This window comes from Bacteroides parvus (assembly GCF_017309675.2).
Classification (GTDB): Bacteria; Bacteroidota; Bacteroidia; order Bacteroidales; family Bacteroidaceae; genus Bacteroides; species Bacteroides uniformis.
The window spans coordinates 474815-494056 of the sequence record NZ_CP084680.1; the positions used below are offsets into that span (position 1 = coordinate 474815).

The following is a 19242-nucleotide window of genomic DNA, read 5'->3' on the forward strand; positions in this document are numbered from 1 at the left end:
TTACAATTTGACTATTTACAATTTACGATTGGAGTCAGATGTTTATCAGAACCAGGACTCATCTGCCGCAGAGTCTTCGGACAACACGGGTTCAACGGTACCTCCCACGGAATCCACTCCCAGGGAGTCTGCCTTCAAGGCGCCTCCATCTCCCACCATCAGCGTCAGCACTGCGCCGGTGGGCACTTTCTCGCCGATGGAAAGCTGACGACCCTTATACTTCACGCCATACACCCAGTCCTTCTCACCCGGAATATACTGTATCTCGGCCAGCTTGAAGCCCGAAGCCAGAATACGCGCTTCCGCCTGCCGCAGCGAACTGTTGTCCGCCACATCGGGCACTATGTGCAGAGGGACTTCAATCGTATTGATCGTAAGATAGATGGTACGTCCTTCCTTTACCTTTTGTCCGGCTGCCGGATTATATTCGAGGATGCAGCCGGCAGGAAGAGTCTTGACATAACTGGAATCCGAAACGATGCAGACCAAGCCGCGGTTACGGAACATTTTCTCGGCTTCCTCCACTCCCATGCCCTTCACATCGGGCACTATCACAGCCTCGCCGTGGCGGGTATATATATCCAGTCCTTTCAGCACTCCGAACAGCAATCCCACTACCACAACGGCCATCGCAAGGATGTTCGCCCAGAAGAACCGGTTCTGCCGGAAAGAGAAAAAATCTTTTATTGTCATAATCGATAATGCATTATTTGGGACAAAGATACAATTTTCACCACATAGTACACGGAGTTGGCAATAGTTTTTTCCGGAGAAGCGGGCACAATACATAAGAAAAGCTGCAAAAGACCAGAATCAGTCTTTTGCAGCTCCCTTATTTCTTTAATACGAACGAGAACGACTATTATGCCTTTACTCCGTTGTATTCGTCAGAAACAGTCAGTTTCTTTCTGCCTTTAGCACGACGTGCTGCCAATACTCTGCGGCCGTTTGCTGTAGCCATTCTCTCACGGAAACCGTGTTTGTTCTTTCTCTTTCTGTTCGAGGGTTGAAATGTTCTTTTCATTACTGTATCTTGTTTTATGTTATTATTCTCACGAATTCGGGCTGCAAAAATAGGTACTTTTTTCAAATAAACCAAGAGATAACTCATTTTCTCTCAAAAGTTTTTGTGTTTTTTACCGAATTCCATTACTTTTGCACCCGCAAACCAGCACTAAAGAAGTAAATACCAATATAATAATATTAAAGACTATAAGTATGATTAATGCCCAAGACATTAAAATCGGAACTTGCATCCGCATGGACGGCAAGCTGTATTTCTGCATCGACTTCCTGCATGTAAAGCCGGGAAAAGGTAATACCTTCATGCGTACCAAGCTGAAAGACGTGGTGAACGGCTACGTTCTGGAACGTCGTTTCAACATCGGTGAGAAACTGGAAGACGTGCGTGTAGAACGTCGTCCCCACCAATACCTCTATCATGACGGTGACAACTACCAATTCATGAACCAGGAGACTTTTGACCAAATTCCCATCGCCCACGACCTCATCAACGGTGTTGACTTCTTGCTCGAAGGAATGATAGTAGACGTGGTATCAGACGCTTCCACAGAAACCGTGCTCTATGCCGACGTGCCCATCAAGGTTCAGCAGAAGATTACCTATACGGAACCGGGACTGAAAGGCGACACAGCCACCAACACGCTGAAGCCCGCCACAGTAGAATCCGGCGCCACAGTCCGCGTCCCCTTGTTCATCAACGAAGGCGAGACTATCGAAATCGATACGCGCGACGGTTCTTACGTAAGCCGCGTAAAAGCATAAGCCCTTTTGGAAATCAGGCAAATGCCCTTTTCATATCATCCCCGGTGCTCCACTTGGCATCCGGGGATTTTTCTTTCCATTTATTCATCTGCAAAGCTTAAATGATATATCTTTGCGGAGATAACCAAAACATAGAGCCATACCCATGAGATACTCCGTCATCATCCCCGTATACAACCGCCCCGATGAGGTAGACGAACTGCTGCAAAGCCTGACGCAGCAAAGTTTCAAGGATTTTGAAGTGATTGTGGTGGAGGACGGCTCCTCCATCCCCTGCAAGCCGGTCACAGAGAAGTATCAGGAACTATTGGACGTGCATTACTATGACAAGCCCAACTCCGGCCCCGGGCAGACCCGTAACTACGGGGCGGAACGAAGCAAGGGCGAATACCTGATAATACTGGACTCGGACTGCATCCTGCCCGAAGGTTATTTCCTTGCTGTGGAAGAAGAGCTGCAGCACGAAGCCGCCGATGCCTTCGGAGGCCCCGACCGCGCGCACGAATCATTCACAGACATACAGAAAGCCATCAACTACTCCATGACCTCCTTCTTCACCACCGGCGGTATCCGTGGGGGGAAGAAGAAGATGGACAAGTTCTATCCGCGCAGCTTCAACATGGGTGTGCGGCGGGAAGTGTACCAAGCCCTGGGCGGATTCTCGCGGATGCGCTTCGGGGAGGACATCGACTTCAGCATCCGAATCTTCAAGGGAGGATATACATGCCGGCTGTTCCCCGGTGCCTGGGTATACCATAAGCGCCGGACAGACTTCCGGAAGTTCTTCAAGCAGGTACACAATTCCGGGATTGCCCGCATCAATCTGTACAAGAAGTATCCGGAATCACTGAAGCTCGTCCACCTGCTGCCGGCCGCATTTACCCTGGGAGTGGCCATATTCCTGCTGGGAACGCCCTTCTGCCCGTACAGCCTGCTGCCCATCGCTCTTTATGCGCTTCTGGTATGCATCGATTCCACTATCCGGAACCGTAGCCTCAGCATCGGGCTCTACTCCGTTGCCGCCTCCTTCATCCAGCTCATCGGATACGGGACGGGGTTCCTGCGCGCCTGGTGGAACCGCTGCATACTTGGCAAGGACGAGTTCGAGGCGTTCAAAAAGAACTTTTACAAATAAGGAGGATTAGGGGTTAAGGATTAGGGATGATATGGAGAAACTGAATATCAACCAGTGGGCTGCAGAGGACCGCCCGCGGGAAAAGATGATGCAGAAAGGGGCGGAAGCCTTGAGCGATGCCGAACTGCTAGCCATCCTCATCGGCTCCGGCAATACGGAAGAAACCGCCGTGACACTGATGCAGCGCATACTCGCCGCCTGCGGCAACGACCTCAACCGCCTGGGCAAATGGGAGGTGCGGGACTTCTCCCGATTCAAAGGCATGGGCCCCGCCAAAAGCATCACCGTCATGGCATCCCTGGAACTAGGCAAACGCCGCAAGCTGCAGGAACGCTCCGGACGTACTGCCATCCGCTCTTCCGCCGACATCTACGAGCTGTTCCATCCCCTGCTCTGCGACCTTGCCACAGAAGAGTTCTGGGTACTGCTTATGAACCACGCCGCCAAAGTGATAGACAAGGTACGCATCAGCCGTGGCGGTATCGACCAGACCACCGCCGACGTGCGCAGTATCCTGCGCGAAGCCCTGCTGCAACGCGCCACACAGATAGCCCTTATCCACAACCATCCCTCCGGCAACCCGCACCCCAGCAACGACGACCGGCAGCTGACGGAACTCGTGAGGAAAGCCGCCCAAACCATGAACATACACCTGACCGACCACGTCATCGTCACGGACGGAAGCCATTACAGCTTCAACGACGAAGGATTGCTATAAATAATCCAAGTTACGGACATACTATACGAAAGACAAAAGCGGTCATAACACTAACTATCAGCACATTGTATTTACCTGCTATTTACCAGCCAATGTAAAAGCCGTTACCGCGGTATGTAAAAGCCGTTACCCTATATTGTAACGCCCTTTACCCCATATTGTAAAGACCTTTACCGCCTATTGTAAAAGGAGTTTCCCCAGGGGTAAAGGGAGTTCCCCCAGCGGGTGAAGCGTGTTTCCCCACCGTCAAACCCTTTCTGAAGTAATGAAAAGGAGGGCGTTCCTTTGCATTTTCAATTAAATTCCATAGCTTTGTTCTTTGAAAACCTATATATAAAACCCTACGAATATGACCAAATTTGAAATAGAAGAGAAAATAGTCTCCATGCTCAAGACCGTATTCGACCCGGAAATACCGGTAAATGTATACGACCTGGGACTGATTTACAAAATAGACGTCTCCGACCAGGGAGAAGCCTCCATCGACATGACGCTGACTGCCCCCAACTGTCCGGCAGCCGACTTCATCATGGAAGATGTGCGCCAGAAGGTGGAATCCATCGACGACGTTACCTCCGCCACCATCAATCTCGTCTTCGAACCCGAGTGGGACAAGGACATGATGAGCGAAGAAGCGAAACTGGAACTGGGATTCCTTTAAATCAGTTGAAAGTTCAAAGTTGAAAATGGAAAGTTGAAAATGAAGAATGTATATTTCCTCTCGGATGCTCACCTGGGCTCACGAGCCATCGAACACGGACGAACCCAAGAACGGAGGCTGGTCAACTTCTTGGACAGCATCAAGCACAAGGCATCGGCCGTATACCTGCTGGGAGACATGTTCGACTTCTGGTACGAATTCCGTACCGTAGTGCCCAAAGGATACACCCGCTTTCTGGGCAAGCTGTCCGAACTGACCGACCTGGGAGTGGAAGTCCACTTTTTCACGGGAAACCATGACCTTTGGTGCGGCGACTATCTGACCAAGGAGTGCGGCGTCATGATACACCGCGAACCGCTGACCACCGAAATCTTCGGAAAAGAGTTCTACCTTGCCCACGGTGACGGGCTGGGCGACCCGGACAAGAAGTTCAAGATGCTGCGCGCCATGTTCCGCAGCCGTACCCTACAGACGCTGTTCTCTGCCCTGCACCCCCGCTGGAGCATGGAGCTGGGACTGAACTGGGCCAAGCACAGCCGCTTGAAACGCATAGACGGGAAAGAACCCGCATACATGGGAGAAAACAACGAATACCTGGTGCTCTACACCAAGGAATACCTGAAAAGCCATCCCAACATCAACTACTTCATCTACGGTCACCGCCACATCGAACTGGACCTAATGCTGAGCAGTACCGCCCGCATCCTCATCCTCGGCGACTGGATAAACTACTTCTCGTACGCCGTCTTTGACGGCGAGAACCTCTTCCTTGAGAATTTTGTGGAGGGAGAGACGAAGCTATAACCCGCATTTCCAAACTGTTAACCATCATACCATTACCACCCATGAAACCTTTAAGACTGAAAAACATGATTGCCGGATGCCTGCTCGCAGCAGGAGCATTGCCGGTATGGGGACAATCCGGCGCCCCGACACTTGTCATCCGCATTGACGATCTCGGTGCCCTGCATTCCGTCAACGAAGCCTGCATCCAGACCTACCGCTCGGGTATTGCCCGCAGCGTGGAAGTGATGCCCGTAGCAGCCTGGTATCCGGAAGCCATCAAGATGCTGAAAGAAAATCCGGGACTGGACGTCGGCCTGTACCTCGTCATCACCAGCGAGTGGGAGAACGTGAAGTGGCGTCCGCTGACCCACTGCCCCAGCCTGACGGACGAGAACGGCTATTTCTACCCGATGATGTCCCCTAACCCCGCCTATCCGGGACAGTCCATCATGGAGCAGAAATGGGACATCAAGGAGATAGAGCAGGAGTTCCGCGCGCAGATAGAGACGACGCTGAAAAGCATTCCGCAACTCAGCCATCTGTCCGGACACATGCTCTCCACCGGTTTCAGCAAAGAAGTGAACGAGCTGGTGCAACGGCTCGCCAAAGAATACAACCTGCCGTCCATCGACCGCATGGACTCCTCCAAGGACTACCGGTTTACCTACATCGGATACGACGGCCCCAAAAGAACCGCCGAAGAAAAGGAGGCCAGCTTCATCAAAGCATTGGAGAAGTTGCAGCCGGGCCAGCGCTACCTTTTCTTAGACCACCCGGCACTGGACAACGATGAAATGAAAACCGTCTTCCACGTCGGATATGAGGACGTGGCGCTGGACCGCCAGGGAGTGACCGACCTGCTGACAAGCCCCCATGTCCGGAAAGCCATTGAGGACAAAGGCATAAAGCTGATTTCCATCAACCAACTGACCAAGGGCCTGCCCCGCACCGCCGCTACTCCGGAGCTGGACAAGGCCATGAACAGATATCTGGATGCCGTAAAGAAAGCCGGACAAGACCTGCACAGTATCATGATTGTGCAACACGGCAATGTCATTGCCGAAGAATGGATGGGCGAAGGGAAAGAGGATAAGCCTCACATCCTGAACTCCGTCAGCAAGACATTCACCGCCACCGCCGTGGGACTTGCCGCCTCCGAAGGCAGGCTGAAGCTGACGGACAAGGTCATCTCCTTCTTCCCCGACAAGCTTCCGGCAACCGTCAGCGAAAATCTGGCAGCCATGACCGTACGCGACCTGCTGACCATGAACTGCGGGCACGACACCGACCCCACCGGAACGGTACGCAAAAAGGCGGACGCCGATTGGGTGCAGGAGTTCCTTGCCTTCCCCGTGGAGCACAAGCCCGGTACCTTCTACACCTACAACAGCCTGGGAACCTACATGCTCTCAGCCATCGTACAGAAAGTGACGGGCGAGAAAGTGGTGGATTATCTCTATCCCCGTCTGTTCCGCCCGCTTGGCATCGTCAACGCCCGGTGGCAGGAAAGCCCGCAAGGCATCAATACCGGAGGCTGGGGGTTGTACCTCAAAACGGAAGACCTTGCCAAGATGGGACAACTGTTCCTGCAGAAAGGAAACTGGAACGGACAGCAGATTCTGCCCGAAAAATGGGTAAAGGAGGCATCTGCCTGCCAAGTGCCCTCACTGCCCGCCGGCATGAAACCGGAGATGCTGAAGAAAGCGAAGATGAGCGCCAAGACAAGCGACTGGCTGCAGGGCTACGGCTACCAGATGTGGCGCTGCCGCCACAACGCCTACCGTGCCGATGGTGCCAACGGACAATACATACTGGTGTTGCCGGACAAGGATGCCGTCATTGCCGTCACCGCCAACATCCCCGACATGCAGGCAGAGCTGAATCTAATATGGAAGTACCTGCTGCCCGCGCTATAAAACGTTTATTCTTATAAATGATTACAAAAAAGTGAAGGTCACCGGAACTTTTTCCCGGCATGGTTGTAGTAATATCATAACATTAAAAACATTAGCGTCATGGATGATATGATTTACAGAAACGACCCGATTGCCGAAGAGAACATAGACCCGCACGGACGTCCGGCAACGGATGAATTCGAGGAATGGAGCGAAGAGGTCTCCGAACGGACAGATACCGGATACAAGGACCAGAAAATAAAATCCGCCAAGGAACGGGAGAAACGTATCCGGGAGATGGATGAAATTATAAAGAAGGACCTTAAGGAATAAATTGACAGCCACCACAGATAGCACAGATTCTCACAGATTAGTCTCTTATACTTGATTTCAGAGCTTCCAATCTGTGAGAATCCGTGTAATCTGTGGTGACCTTTTATTATTTGTATCCGCCAGCCTTGGCTATGCGTTTCGGGATTTCCGTGTTGTCCATCTTACCCACGAACAGCTTGGAACCTGCACCTACTGCGAATACCGGCACATATCCGGCTGTATGGCCACCGCTGGTCCAGCCTACCATGGCAATCTGGCTCATCACCTTCTTGGCGGCAACGGCCAGGGGCTCAGTCTTGGCATAAAGACTTTCCTCAAACACTACATGCTTGTTCACAAATGATTCTTCGTAAGCATCACGCAGCATCTTCTCCTGCTCCCAGCTTACCGGCAGTTCTTTCCAGAAACCCATCTTTTCTGCCAGGAATTCCTTCATTTCCGGCCAGTTGATAACCTTGCGCATCTTGCGTAAGTCCGTGATGGAACGTGAAAGGATATCCTGAGACTGCTTCTGCTTGGCAAGGGCTTTCAGTTGAAGCTCGTACTTACCGGTACCCAGCCCCAGACCGCCGGTTTCATGGTCGGCAGTTACCACAATCAGCGTTTCTTTGGGATGCTTCTTATAGAACTCGTAAGCCACCTTGATGGCGTTGTCCATATCCACCACTTCCTCAAAGACTGTGGCGGGGTCGTTTCCGTGGCAGGCCCAGTCAATCTTTCCACCTTCAACCATCAGGAAGAAACCCTTGTTACTGCCTTTGGTCAGGAAAGAGATGGCACTCTCGGTAATTTCGGCCAGTGTCAGGTCGCCTTCCTGGCGGTCGATGGCATAGGGCAGGCAAGAAGGCTCTGCCCCTTCTTTCTGGATAAGAATCATCTTGTCCGCCTGGACAGACTTCGACTTATATTCGTCAAGGCCTCTTGCAACGGTATAACCGGCTTCTTCAAAGATAGGGAAGATGCTCGGAGCCTCTTTCTTGTCGACAGTGGTAGTCGGTTTCAAGAAACCACCGCCTGCATAGAAGTCGAAACCGGCTTTCGGCAGGTCGAGGGCTATCTCGTAATACATGCCACGGTCCGGCTGATGGGCATAGAATGCGGCGGGAGTAGCATGGTCCACGCTGACGCTGGTAGTTACCCCAACTTTCTTACCGGACTTTTTAGCTCTCTCGGCCACACTCTGGAGCACACTCTTATTATCGTCCATACCGATAGCGCCGTTGTAAGTCTTAACACCGGTAGCCAAGGCTGTTCCAGCAGCAGAAGAGTCAGTCACAGAGTTGGTAGCAGAGAAGGTAGTCGCCATGCTGGCAACCGGGAAAGAAGTGAACAGCAAAGGCTTTACACCGATGCGCCCTTCTTGTTCGGCCAGATACATCTCCGTACCGTTCACCTGGTTCACACCCATTCCATCACCGATGAAATAAAACACGTACTTCGCCTGCTGGGCATAGGCCATGCCGCTGGTCAGCAGTACAAAGAACAACACATACATTAATCGTTTCATAAGCAGTTCTTATTTAAAGTTATTCGGAAAATTGCCTTTATTGTTTTTAACCGAGTAACAAAGATAGCAATTTTAAAGGATTCGGAAAACATTTCGCCCCTACAAATACATTACATATTTGCAGGGGCGAAACCACATCCGGACTCCGGGAAGCCGGAACCGGGAGATATTACAGCGATATTACTTCTTCAGAATATCCATCGTGTCCGAAGCAATCATCAGCTCCTCGTCAGTGGGGATTACCACTACCTTCACCTGAGAATCTTCGGTAGAAATAACCATTTCTTCACCACGTACTTTGTTCTTCTCAGCATCCAGCTTTATACCCATGAATTCCAGGCCTTCGCATGCACCCCAGCGGGCACTTGCCTGATTCTCACCGACACCACCGGTAAATACTACGATATCCACACCACCCAAAGCAGCGGCATAGGCACCGATATATTTCTTGATACGGTAGAAGTACATTTCTTCAGCCAGGACAGCCTTCGGATTGCCGGCAGCTACGGCATTTTCCAGGTCGCGCATGTCACTGGATTCACCGAAGATACCCAGCACACCACTCTTCTTGTTCAGGAGGTTGGATATACCGTTTACATCCAGACCTTCCTTTTCCATAATGAAGGAAACAGCACCGGCATCGATATCACCGCTGCGGGTACCCATCATCAGCCCCTCAAGCGGAGTCAGGCCCATGCTGGTATCCACGCACTTGCCGTCCTTAATGGCAGTAATGGAACCGCCGTTACCGATGTGGCAAGTGATAATCTTCTTTCCTGCCGGCTCTACACCCAGGAATTCGCAGACGCGCTGTGATACATAACGATGGGATGTCCCGTGGAAACCGTAACGGCGTACACCATACTTTTCATAAAGCTCATAAGGCACGGCATATAAATAGGCATGCTTCGGCATGGTCTGGTGGAAAGCCGTATCAAATACACCAATCTGCGGAACATCCGGCAGAATAGCAGATATTGCATTTACACCCTTCAGGTTAGCAGGATTGTGGAGCGGAGCCAGGTCGTTGCAGGCAGTGAAGGCGGCAAGCACTTCCGGCGTCAGTCGTACAGACTCGCTGAACTTTTCGCCTCCATGCACCATACGGTGGCCTACGGCATTGATTTCGTCCAAAGACTTGATGGCTCCATATTCAGGGTTTGTCAAGGTGTTCAGAATAAATTCCACACCTACAGTATGTTCGGGAATATTCTTTTCAAGAATCTTCTTCTCACCGCTGGGCAAGGTGAACTTCAGGAAAGAGTCTTTCAAACCAATTTTTTCAATACCACCCTGGGCGATAACTTCCTTCCGGTCCATATCAAACAATTTGTACTTGATGGACGAGCTACCGCAGTTCAATACTAAGATTTTCATATTATATATCAGATTTAGAAGTTATTCAGCGTTCTTTTTGGCTGCAATAGCCTGATTTGCAGTAATGGCAATCATGCGATAAACGTCCTCGATGGAGCAACCGCGTGAAAGGTCGTTCACCGGACGGGCAATACCTTGCAGGATAGGACCTACAGCATCGGCATGTCCCAGACGTTGTACCAGCTTATAGGAAATATTACCCACCTCAAGACTGGGAACAACCAGTACATTGGCATGTCCGGCAATGGAAGAACCCGGAGCCTTGCTTGCACCTACTTCCGGCACCAAAGCAGCATCGGCCTGCAACTCACCATCGATGGCAATGTCGGGAGCCATTTCCTTGGCAATCTTCAATGCCTCAACCACTTTATCCACCACTTCGTGCTTGGCAGAGCCCTTGGTAGAGAAGCTCAGCATGGCAACTTTCGGATCGAGACCGGCAACTGCCTGAGCTGTACGTGCCGTACATACGGCAATCTGTGCCAATTGTTCTGCATCGGGCACCGGAGTCACAGCCACGTCACCCATCACCAGGATGCCGTTCTTTCCATATTCAGGAGCATGCGTCAGCAGCAGCATGGCACCCGAAACGCAAGTGATGCCCGGAGCAGTCTTGATAATCTGCAAAGCAGGACGAAGTACATTGCCCGTAGTGTTGCGTGCACCTGCCAACTGGCCGTCAGCATCTCCATTCTTTATAATCAGACAGCCTAAATAAAGCGGGTCGACAACCAGCTTGCGAGCCTCTTCGATGGTCATGCCTTTCTTCTTACGAAGTTCGCAAAGCAACTGGGCATATTCTTCTTTCTTAGGATGGTCTTCCGGGTCGATAATGGTAGCCTTATTGATGTTCCCCAATCCCCACTCTTTGGCACAAGCCTCTATCTCAGCAGGTTTTCCAAGGATAATCAAGTCGGCCACCCCATCAGTCAATATCTGATTGGCAGCTTTCAATGTACGTTCTTCCGTACCCTCGGGAAGAACAATTCGTTGGCGGTTTGCTTTGGCGCGCTCAACAATTTCATTAATTAATCTTTGCATGATATTTTAATTGTCTATTAAGAATCGGCAGTATGTGTTATTCACGCCGCAAAAGTACACAATTTTGCAATATCTACATTGCAAATGTCGGTCTTTTTACTGTTCAGTCCATAATTATTATATTATTTAACATTAGCTGTTCCCCGCATTCGTGTGTACGCGCACGTACCCCTCTGCAACAAACAATTACCCGTCCGGCAGGAATAACCTACCCGACTCTGCAAACGACATGAAAAAAATCAGGTTATAACGATAACAAGCAATACATAGAATACCTACCTTTGCAGCGTTTTCAACATATAACAATAGGTATTATAATAGTATGATTCGTCAATGCGCCATCCTTTTCGGATGCTTAGCTTTGGGTGAACTGATTGTTTTCCTTACAGGTATCAAGTTGCCTTCCAGCATCATCGGTATGTTGCTGCTCACCCTATTCTTGAAATTGGGTTGGATTAAACTGCACTGGGTGCAGGGTATGTCCGACTTCCTGGTTGCCAACCTGGGCTTTTTCTTTGTACCGCCCGGTGTAGCCCTCATGCTTTACTTCGATGTCATCGCCTCCGAGTTCTGGCCGATAGTAACCGCTTCCATAATCAGCACCCTGCTGGTGATTGTAGTCACCGGATGGGTTCACCAACTAACACGTAAAATCAAATGAACTTTTTAGAAAACGAATTTTTCCTATTGGCTGTCACCTTCGGGATTTTCTTTCTAGCCAAACTCCTGCAGAAAAAGACCGGCATCATGTTGCTGAACCCCATCCTGCTGACAATCGCCATCCTCATTGTCTTCCTGAAGATGACACATATCAGTTATGAGACCTACAATGAAGGAGGACATCTGATAGAATTCTGGCTAAAGCCCGCTGTTGTAGCTCTGGGCGTCCCCCTATACCTCCAATTGGAAACGATTAAGAAACAACTGCTCCCCATCATGCTGTCACAACTTGCCGGCTGCATTGTGGGAGTTATCTCTGTCGTGCTGATAGCTAAATTGATGGGGGCTTCCGACGAGATAATCTACTCCCTGGCACCCAAGTCGGTCACTACGCCGATAGCCATGGAAGTAACCAAGTCGCTGGGCGGCATTCCCTCACTTACCGCCGCCGTAGTGGTCTGCGTAGGCTTACTGGGAGGAATACTGGGCTTCAAGACCATGAAACTGACCCACATCGGCAGTCCTATGGCACAAGGCCTTTCCTTGGGAGCCGCCGCCCACGCGGTAGGAACTTCCACTGCCATGGACATCAGCCGCAAATACGGCGCATTCGCCAGCCTCGGCCTGACCCTGAACGGTATCTTCACAGCATTGCTGACCCCAACTATCCTGCGATTATTAGGGCTACTCTAACAAAATCTTCTTATTTTTGTTATCTATAATCATAACCAACTAAAAACAACGTATGATTTCATTTAAAGATATCGAATTACAAGACAAAAAACTGATTACCTCCTATACACAGAACAGTCCGCGACGGAATTGCGACCTCTCTTTCTCCAACCTATGCAGCTGGCGTTTTCTATACAATACAAAGTTTGCCATCATGGACGGCTTCCTCCTACTGAAATTCTGGGCAAACGACGAACTGGTGTACATGATGCCGATAGGCAACGGAGATTTGACAAAAGTACTGGACGCACTGGTCGAAGACGCACACCGGGAAGGAGAACCTTTCTGCCTGCTGGGAATATGTTCGGGCATGTGCTCGGAACTGGAAGCCTTCATGCCCGGAAAATTCCAGTTCACAGCAGACCGGGATTATGCCGATTACCTCTATCTGCGTACAGAGCTCGCTACGCTTGCCGGAAAGAAATTCCAGTCCAAACGGAATCATGTCAACAAATTTAAACGCACCTATAATTACGAATATACTCCCATCACTCCCGACCGCATCCAGGAATGTCTGGACCTGGAAGCTGAATGGTGTAAGGCCAACAACTGCGACCAGCATGAAGGAACGGGCAACGAACGTCGCGCACTGGTCTACGCCCTCCACAATTTTGAAGAACTGGGACTGACCGGAGGCATCCTGCATGTAGACGGCAAAATTGCCGCCTTCACTTTCGGAATGCCCATCAACCAAGATACCTTCGGGGTACATGTGGAAAAGGCCGATACCAGCATAGACGGAGCATACGCAATGATTAACTATGAATTTGCCAACCACATCCCCGAACAATATGTCTACCTCAACCGTGAAGAGGATTTGGGTATTGAAGGATTGCGCAAGGCCAAACTTTCGTACCAGCCTGCCATTATTCTGGAAAAATACGTGGCATGTCTGAAAGACGAGCCGGTGGAAGCGATTAAGTGGTGAGAGTAAGGATTAAGGATTAAAAGAATAAGGGATTGATGATGCGGGAAAAGGTAAAGAAGCTATGGAAGCTCTGTTTCAATGATAGTGAGGAATTTACTGAATTGTATTTTCGGCTCCGCTACAACAATGATATCAATATTGCCATCCAAAGCGGCGAAGAAGTGATTGCCTCCCTACAAATGTTGCCTTATCCTATGACGTTCGAAGGAGAAGATATTCATACAGCCTATATATCCGGCGCTTGCACACACCCTGATTACCGTAACCGGGGCGTAATGCACGAGCTGTTATCACAAGCCTTTGCACGGATGCTACACAATAATGTCGCCTTATCCACCCTGATACCGGCAGAGCCGTGGCTGTTCGACTACTATGCCCGCAGTGGTTATGCACCCGTATTCCGCTATGCCGAAGAGACTTTTATCGCTTCCGGCATACCGGCAGCCGATACGGGCCTTACTTTGGAAATGTCTGCCGAGTATAGTGAAAAAAGATATGAATATCTCGACCGGAAATTGCGGGAGCGCCCTTGCTGCATTCAGCATACGAAAGAGGATTTTCAGGTTATCATTGCCGATTTACAACTGGGGCAGGGCTTCGTTTGCACTTTGAGCAATGGGAAGGAAATCACGGCTTTGGCCATTACCTATCCGATAGGGAAAGCCAACTGGCGCATTGGAGAAATCGTGTCGGATACTCCCGTAACAAACACTTTACTGCTTCAACATATCTGCCAAAGCCTGAATCTCCCGTCCATCCGGGTTCTCACTCCTCCCACTACCGATAAAAGCCAACTTTTGGGCATGGCACGCATCATCAATGCCAAAACCATGCTGCAACTCTATGCTACGGTCCATCCGGAACTGGAACTCAGCATTCATCTTACTGATGAGCAAGTCAGTGCCAATAACGGTTACTACTACCTCAACAATGGTAAATGTATGAATAGTGCCAAGCGTCTGCCAGGCAGCCACTTGGCACTTACAATCGGTGAACTCACCGAAAAAATATTTGCAACATCAAGCCCATATATGAGCTTGATGTTGAACTAGCATTACAATCCGCTGAAGTCGACTCCCTCAAATACCAACGAAGGAATCTGCCATGAGCGGTTTGGTTGAGGGTCATTGCCCACAGCAACCAAGGAATTCCACAAAGCAACCATGTTACCCGTCACATTCATTTCGTTGACAGGCTGTGTCAGCTTACCGTCTTCAATAAGGAACCCCTCTATACCATAAGAGAAGTCACCGGTACTGCTATTGCTGTTACCGCCATTGAAGCCCGTAACCAAAATGCCTTGTTTAACATCTGCCACCAACCCGTTCAGGTCTTTATCACCCGGTACCAGAATCAGGCGTGAAGGCGTACTGATAGTAGGAGCCATATTCATCTTCTTACCATTGTAGGTATCGATGAAATAAGTTTTCAGCACCCCCTTATCAAAGACAGTGCGGGGTTCAGTAGCCACACCCTCATTATCGAAGTAGCGCGAACCGTTTGCACCGATGACATGCGGCTCGTCACGCAACGTGAAGAGGTCCGAAGCCACCTTCGCATCCAGCTTGTCCATCAGGAAGGAATTCTTTTGTTGCAGAGCACTGCCATACAATGCACTTAGCATCGGGCTGAGCAGATTTCCCACATTCATAGGGTCAACCACCATTGTATATTTACCCGACTTTGCTTTCTTCTGTCCCAGCTTGCGCAATACGCGTTCCAATGCCTTGGCACCGATTCCCGTCTTCGTCAATTTATCATAGAACAGAGCCGAGTCGTACCAGTAATCCTGAGGACGCGCTTCACCTTCTCCCTTAATGGATACACTGGCTGAGACAGAGAACCAGGTACTCTTCGACTCGCCTTCAAATCCGTTGCTTATCAAACGATAGGAAGAACCCTCACCATCACTATAAGAAGAATCAACCGAAATGATACGCTCATCCTTGCCCAATACCTCCTCTGCAGCAGCACGGGCAATCGCCACTTTATCATCCGGGTTGACTTCATAGAGTTTCTTATCAAAAAGCTGCAAGTCAGGCTTGCCTCCTTTATAGTAGCGTGCAGGGTCGGCCAGCATACGCGACTCATCCACCGCCAGATAGCGGGTAGACTCTATACCATTCGTGATAAGAGTTTCCAATTCTTTCTTATCCAGCCGATTGGTGGAAAAAGAGCCGAAACGTCCGTCCACATAAAGATTCAATCCCAAACCATTCTCCGTAGACTGCTGCAAACGGTCCATTTTGCCGTCACGCAGTTCAAAAGAAGAATTAGAATTTGTATATAGCACCAGTTTGGCTGCCTGGCAACCGTTCTTCAAGGCATATTCCATTGCCCATTGTGCCAATTTCTTATTGTCGTCTGTAATCATGTCTTTAATTGATAGTTGATAATTAACTTTCTCCTCCTACAGTCAGCTTGCTGACTAGTGCCGATGGCATACCGCAGGTAACGGGACAAGACTGACCGTCTTTACCACAAGTCCAAGTACCGTTGTCAATCTTATCGTTATTTGCCACCATCGTGATGTCAGCCAATGCTTTCGGACCATTACCGATGATATTTATATCCTTGACGGGCTGCGTCAGCTTGCCATCCTCAATCAAGTAACCCGACTTCACAAAGAAGGTAAAGTCTCCGGCACCGATTTGCACCTGGCCATTGGTAAACTGGTCACAATAGATACCTTTCTTCACGGTGGAGATAATGTCCGCTTCCTTCATATTGCCGGCTTCCATATAAGTGGCACGCATACGGGGGATAGGAGTATTACGGAAAGTATCGCGACGTCCGTTTCCAGTAGGAGCCACCCCATAATGCTTGGCACTGATGCGGTCGTGCAGATAACTGGTCAGGATACCTTCCTTCACGATATAGGTTTTCTGACCTTCCACACCCTCATCGTCGAAATTCACGGCTCCACGATTGAAGGCGATGGTACCGTCATCCACCACGTTGATATGCTCATCGCACACCTTCTTTCCCAAAAGGTCGCAGAAAATGGAAGTACGTTTACGGTTGAAGTCAGCCTCAAAAGCATGTCCTATGGCTTCGTGCAACAAGATACCCGAACCGCCAGCCCCCATCACGACGGGCATTTCGCCACCTTTGGGTTTCACAGCCTTGAACAAGATAGCAGTCTTATCCACCGCCTCACGTGCAATAATATCCACGATGTCATCCGTCATGAATTCAAAACCCTTGCGGTAAGAACGACCAGCATAACCGTTCTCCATCTTTCCATTCTCTTCCATGATGCAGACTGCCATAAAAGAAACCATCGGACGGTAGTCGTAGTAGCTCACGCCCTCGGAATTACAGAACAGCACGTGCGATGTACTGTCAGAAAGAGAAGCCTGCACCTTACGTACACGATTGTCCAAAGAGAAAATCTTTTCGTTCAGCTTTTCTAAATAAGGTATTTTTGCCTTGACACTCACGTCCTCCCAAGGTTCAGTGACGGCATAGCGGCTTTTGGCAATTGTCTTTTCCGTCAGTCCTACAGATTTTCCGGCCTTGCCCGAAGAGGCGATACGGGCAGCAGTACGTGCAGCACGCAGCATTTCTTCCATAGTTACCCCTTCCACATAAGCATAACCCGTCTGGTCGCCTGCCAATACGCGTACGCCCATACCGAAGTCAATGTTAGCTCCACAGTTGTTTACTTTGCCGTCCATCAGAACCACACTGTTGTTGAATGTGTGTTCAAAATAAAGGTCAGCATAATCGCCGCCTTTTTCCAGAGCGGCAGCCATCACTTTCTTCAAGTCAGCCTCCGTCACACCGAAGTGAACCATTGCCGAAGCTACGGCAGACTGATTATCTGCTCCTCCTAAAGCTCCGCGTACTGACGCAGGCATAGCCAACGAGGGTACTGCCAGCGAACCTAACATCGCCAGACTTCCCGTCCGCAAGAAATTTCGTCTATCCATCCTTTTCAGTTATTAGTTATAAGATATTGTTTTTTATATCATAGTTATATGACGTAAAAATAGGAGATTTTGTCACACCTCAGCTTTCCTTTGTTAACAAACTTTCCAATTCCTCTGCATTCAGACGCAGATAGAATTGTCCTTTGTAAGCCACTGAAATGCCTCCGGTCTCCTCCGATACAATGATGGCATGCGCATCAGACACCTGGGAAATCCCCATGGCAGCACGATGCCTCAGCCCCAGTTCCTTAGGAATGTCCAGATTATGGGAAACAGGCAGGATACATCCCGCCGCTTTGATACGTTTCTTACTGATAACCATCGCTCCATCGTGCAACGGACTGTTCTTAAAGAAAATATTCTCAATCAGACGCTGGTTTATATCGGCATTGATAATCTCTCCCGTACGCACCACATCATCCAAAGGCAGATTATGTTCAATGACAATCAGGGCACCAACCTTCTGCTTCCCCATACTGATACATGCCATTACCACCGGCATGATGTCGTCATGTTCCAGCTTCTCTTTCTTGTTACCGGTGAAGAAGCGCACCAGCGCACTGGCATGCTGATGCGAGCCGAGTGTCAGCAAGAAGCGCCGTATCTCGTCCTGAAACAAAATGATAAGCGCCAGCACGCCTACACTGACCAGCTTGTCGAAGATAGAACCGAGCAATTTCATCTCCAGCACCTGCGATACCACCAGCCATATCAAGATAAACACCAGGATACCCGTAAACACATTTATAGAACCGGAGGCTTTCATCAGCTTATACGTATAGTACAGCAAAAAAGCCACTAACAGAATATCTATAAAATCTTTTATTCCAAATTCAAAAAACACGATATCGAATGATTAGGGGTTAGGGACTAGGAATTATTTCGCATAGCTTGCACAATCCGTACGGTTTCCACGGCTTCTTTCACGTCGTGTACGCGGAGAATGTCAGCACCTTTCAGCAGACAGATGGTATCGAGCACCGTAGTACCATTCAGCGCCTCCTGAGGAGTAATGTCCAACAAGCGGTATATCATCGATTTACGTGAAACACCTACCAATAAAGGCAACTCAAAAATACGGAAATCTTCCAGATGGGACAGCAATTCATAATTATGCTCTATTGTCTTTCCAAAGCCGAAACCGGGGTCCAGAATGATGTCTTTCACACCTAAGTCACGCAATTGCTGCACCTTGCGTGCAAAATACAAGAGAACCTCTTCCAGAAGATTGTCGTAATGAGGATGCTGCTGCATACTTTGCGGAGTGCCTTGCATGTGCATCATAATATAAGGCACATTCAACGCCGCAACGGTATGGAACATATCCGCATCCATCTCACCGGCCGCAATATCGTTGATGATGGCAACCCCATACTCCTCCACACACATTCTTGCCACATCCGCCCTGAAAGTGTCTACCGACACCACAGCATCCGGCTGTATCTCAAAAAGTATTTTCAGCCCCATACGCAGCCGTTCCATCTCCTCCCGGGCAGAGACATTGTCGGCATTGGGACGGGAAGAGTAAGCGCCTATATCAATAATGGCCGCTCCCTCCGAAACTATCTGTTTCATCCGGCGTACTATTTCCGCCTCTGTCTGTGTACGGCTACCGGCATAAAAGGAATCTGGAGTAACGTTCAGTATGCCCATGACACGGGGTTGAGAAAGGTCAAGCAGCGAACCGTTGACATTTATATATCGGGCAGTTGTAATTTCCATAGGCAGTCTGTTCTATATAGTACCTGC

At 49.6% G+C, this 19242-nt stretch carries 20 protein-coding genes; 11 read left to right on the plus strand and 9 right to left on the minus strand.

Annotated elements, in window-relative coordinates:
* Positions 1-45 precede the first annotated feature (45 nt).
* Both JXR92_RS01980 and rpmH read right to left on the minus strand, forming a co-directional pair.
* Positions 46-693, minus strand: coding sequence for a PASTA domain-containing protein (locus tag JXR92_RS01980; RefSeq protein ID WP_117600267.1), 648 nt, complete (start codon positions 691-693; stop codon positions 46-48).
* Between the two features lie 169 nt (positions 694-862).
* A complete protein-coding gene (gene rpmH, locus JXR92_RS01985; RefSeq protein WP_004292199.1) occupies positions 863-1024 on the minus strand; it encodes a 50S ribosomal protein L34 in 162 nt (53 codons plus the stop codon).
* A 194-nt stretch (positions 1025-1218) separates the two neighbouring features.
* Here rpmH and efp point away from each other — a divergent pair, with 194 nt between their 5' ends.
* From efp to JXR92_RS02020, 7 genes are all read left to right on the plus strand, one after another.
* Positions 1219-1785 (plus strand): elongation factor P, encoded by a 567-nt coding sequence (efp, locus tag JXR92_RS01990; RefSeq protein WP_005825176.1) that lies wholly within the window; start codon positions 1219-1221, stop codon positions 1783-1785.
* A gap of 145 nt (positions 1786-1930) precedes the next feature.
* Complete coding sequence (locus JXR92_RS01995) at positions 1931-2920, plus strand: glycosyltransferase family 2 protein (RefSeq protein ID WP_138344623.1); 990 nt, start codon at positions 1931-1933, stop codon at positions 2918-2920.
* A 31-nt stretch (positions 2921-2951) separates the two neighbouring features.
* Positions 2952-3638 (plus strand): RadC family protein, encoded by a 687-nt coding sequence (gene radC, locus JXR92_RS02000; RefSeq protein WP_022401073.1) that lies wholly within the window; start codon positions 2952-2954, stop codon positions 3636-3638.
* Between the two features lie 349 nt (positions 3639-3987).
* Entirely contained in the window at positions 3988-4299 is a 312-nt protein-coding gene (locus tag JXR92_RS02005) for a metal-sulfur cluster assembly factor (RefSeq protein WP_117965579.1), read from the plus strand.
* Positions 4300-4338: 39 nt separating this feature from the next.
* Positions 4339-5103, plus strand: a complete 765-nt coding sequence (locus JXR92_RS02010; protein WP_005824878.1) for a UDP-2,3-diacylglucosamine diphosphatase — start codon at positions 4339-4341, stop codon at positions 5101-5103.
* A 41-nt stretch (positions 5104-5144) separates the two neighbouring features.
* Positions 5145-7001 (plus strand): ChbG/HpnK family deacetylase, encoded by a 1857-nt coding sequence (locus JXR92_RS02015; RefSeq protein WP_138344624.1) that lies wholly within the window; start codon positions 5145-5147, stop codon positions 6999-7001.
* 99 nt (positions 7002-7100) lie between these two features.
* Positions 7101-7313 carry a hypothetical protein gene (locus JXR92_RS02020; protein ID WP_008662841.1) on the plus strand — a complete coding sequence of 71 codons (213 nt, stop codon included), beginning with the start codon at positions 7101-7103 and terminating at the stop codon, positions 7311-7313.
* 106 nt (positions 7314-7419) lie between these two features.
* Here the strand turns inward: JXR92_RS02020 and JXR92_RS02025 are convergent, their stop codons facing one another.
* The 3 genes from JXR92_RS02025 to pta all read right to left on the minus strand — a co-directional run bounded on the left by JXR92_RS02025 (position 7420) and on the right by pta (position 11238).
* On the minus strand, positions 7420-8820 hold the full coding sequence (locus tag JXR92_RS02025) for an alkaline phosphatase (protein ID WP_117965585.1): 1401 nt from the start codon (positions 8818-8820) through the stop codon (positions 7420-7422).
* A 180-nt stretch (positions 8821-9000) separates the two neighbouring features.
* Positions 9001-10197, minus strand: a complete 1197-nt coding sequence (locus JXR92_RS02030) for an acetate/propionate family kinase (protein ID WP_117965588.1) — start codon at positions 10195-10197, stop codon at positions 9001-9003.
* Positions 10198-10218: 21 nt separating this feature from the next.
* Entirely contained in the window at positions 10219-11238 is a 1020-nt protein-coding gene (gene pta, locus JXR92_RS02035; RefSeq protein WP_117600262.1) for a phosphate acetyltransferase, read from the minus strand.
* A 322-nt stretch (positions 11239-11560) separates the two neighbouring features.
* On the opposite strand from pta, the gene JXR92_RS02040 reads away from it, so the two are divergent.
* Genes JXR92_RS02040 through JXR92_RS02055 form a run of 4 tightly spaced genes read left to right on the plus strand, consistent with a single transcriptional unit; the run spans position 11561 to position 14610 of the window.
* Complete coding sequence (locus tag JXR92_RS02040; RefSeq protein ID WP_117600260.1) at positions 11561-11899, plus strand: CidA/LrgA family protein; 339 nt, start codon at positions 11561-11563, stop codon at positions 11897-11899.
* Positions 11896-12591 carry an LrgB family protein gene (locus JXR92_RS02045; protein ID WP_005824898.1) on the plus strand — a complete coding sequence of 232 codons (696 nt, stop codon included), beginning with the start codon at positions 11896-11898 and terminating at the stop codon, positions 12589-12591. Before JXR92_RS02040 ends, JXR92_RS02045 begins: the two co-directional genes overlap by 4 nt.
* A 52-nt stretch (positions 12592-12643) precedes the next feature.
* Positions 12644-13558: a DUF2156 domain-containing protein gene (locus JXR92_RS02050; protein WP_117600259.1), complete on the plus strand. Its 915-nt coding sequence runs from the start codon at positions 12644-12646 to the stop codon at positions 13556-13558.
* A 35-nt stretch (positions 13559-13593) separates the two neighbouring features.
* The gene (locus JXR92_RS02055; protein WP_138344625.1) at positions 13594-14610 is read left to right on the plus strand and encodes a GNAT family N-acetyltransferase; all 1017 of its coding nucleotides are present in this window, start codon (positions 13594-13596) and stop codon (positions 14608-14610) included.
* Positions 14611-14612: 2 nt separating this feature from the next.
* Here JXR92_RS02055 and JXR92_RS02060 read toward each other — a convergent pair whose 3' ends face one another.
* The 4 genes from JXR92_RS02060 to folP all read right to left on the minus strand — a co-directional run bounded on the left by JXR92_RS02060 (position 14613) and on the right by folP (position 19215).
* Complete coding sequence (locus JXR92_RS02060; protein WP_117965594.1) at positions 14613-15932, minus strand: TldD/PmbA family protein; 1320 nt, start codon at positions 15930-15932, stop codon at positions 14613-14615.
* 22 nt (positions 15933-15954) lie between these two features.
* Complete coding sequence (locus tag JXR92_RS02065) at positions 15955-17493, minus strand: TldD/PmbA family protein (RefSeq protein WP_117965597.1); 1539 nt, start codon at positions 17491-17493, stop codon at positions 15955-15957.
* Between the two features lie 79 nt (positions 17494-17572).
* Positions 17573-18337, minus strand: a complete 765-nt coding sequence (gene cdaA, locus JXR92_RS02070) for a diadenylate cyclase CdaA (protein WP_005824908.1) — start codon at positions 18335-18337, stop codon at positions 17573-17575.
* Between the two features lie 26 nt (positions 18338-18363).
* Positions 18364-19215 (minus strand): dihydropteroate synthase, encoded by an 852-nt coding sequence (folP, locus tag JXR92_RS02075; protein WP_138344626.1) that lies wholly within the window; start codon positions 19213-19215, stop codon positions 18364-18366.
* Positions 19216-19242 lie beyond the last annotated feature (27 nt).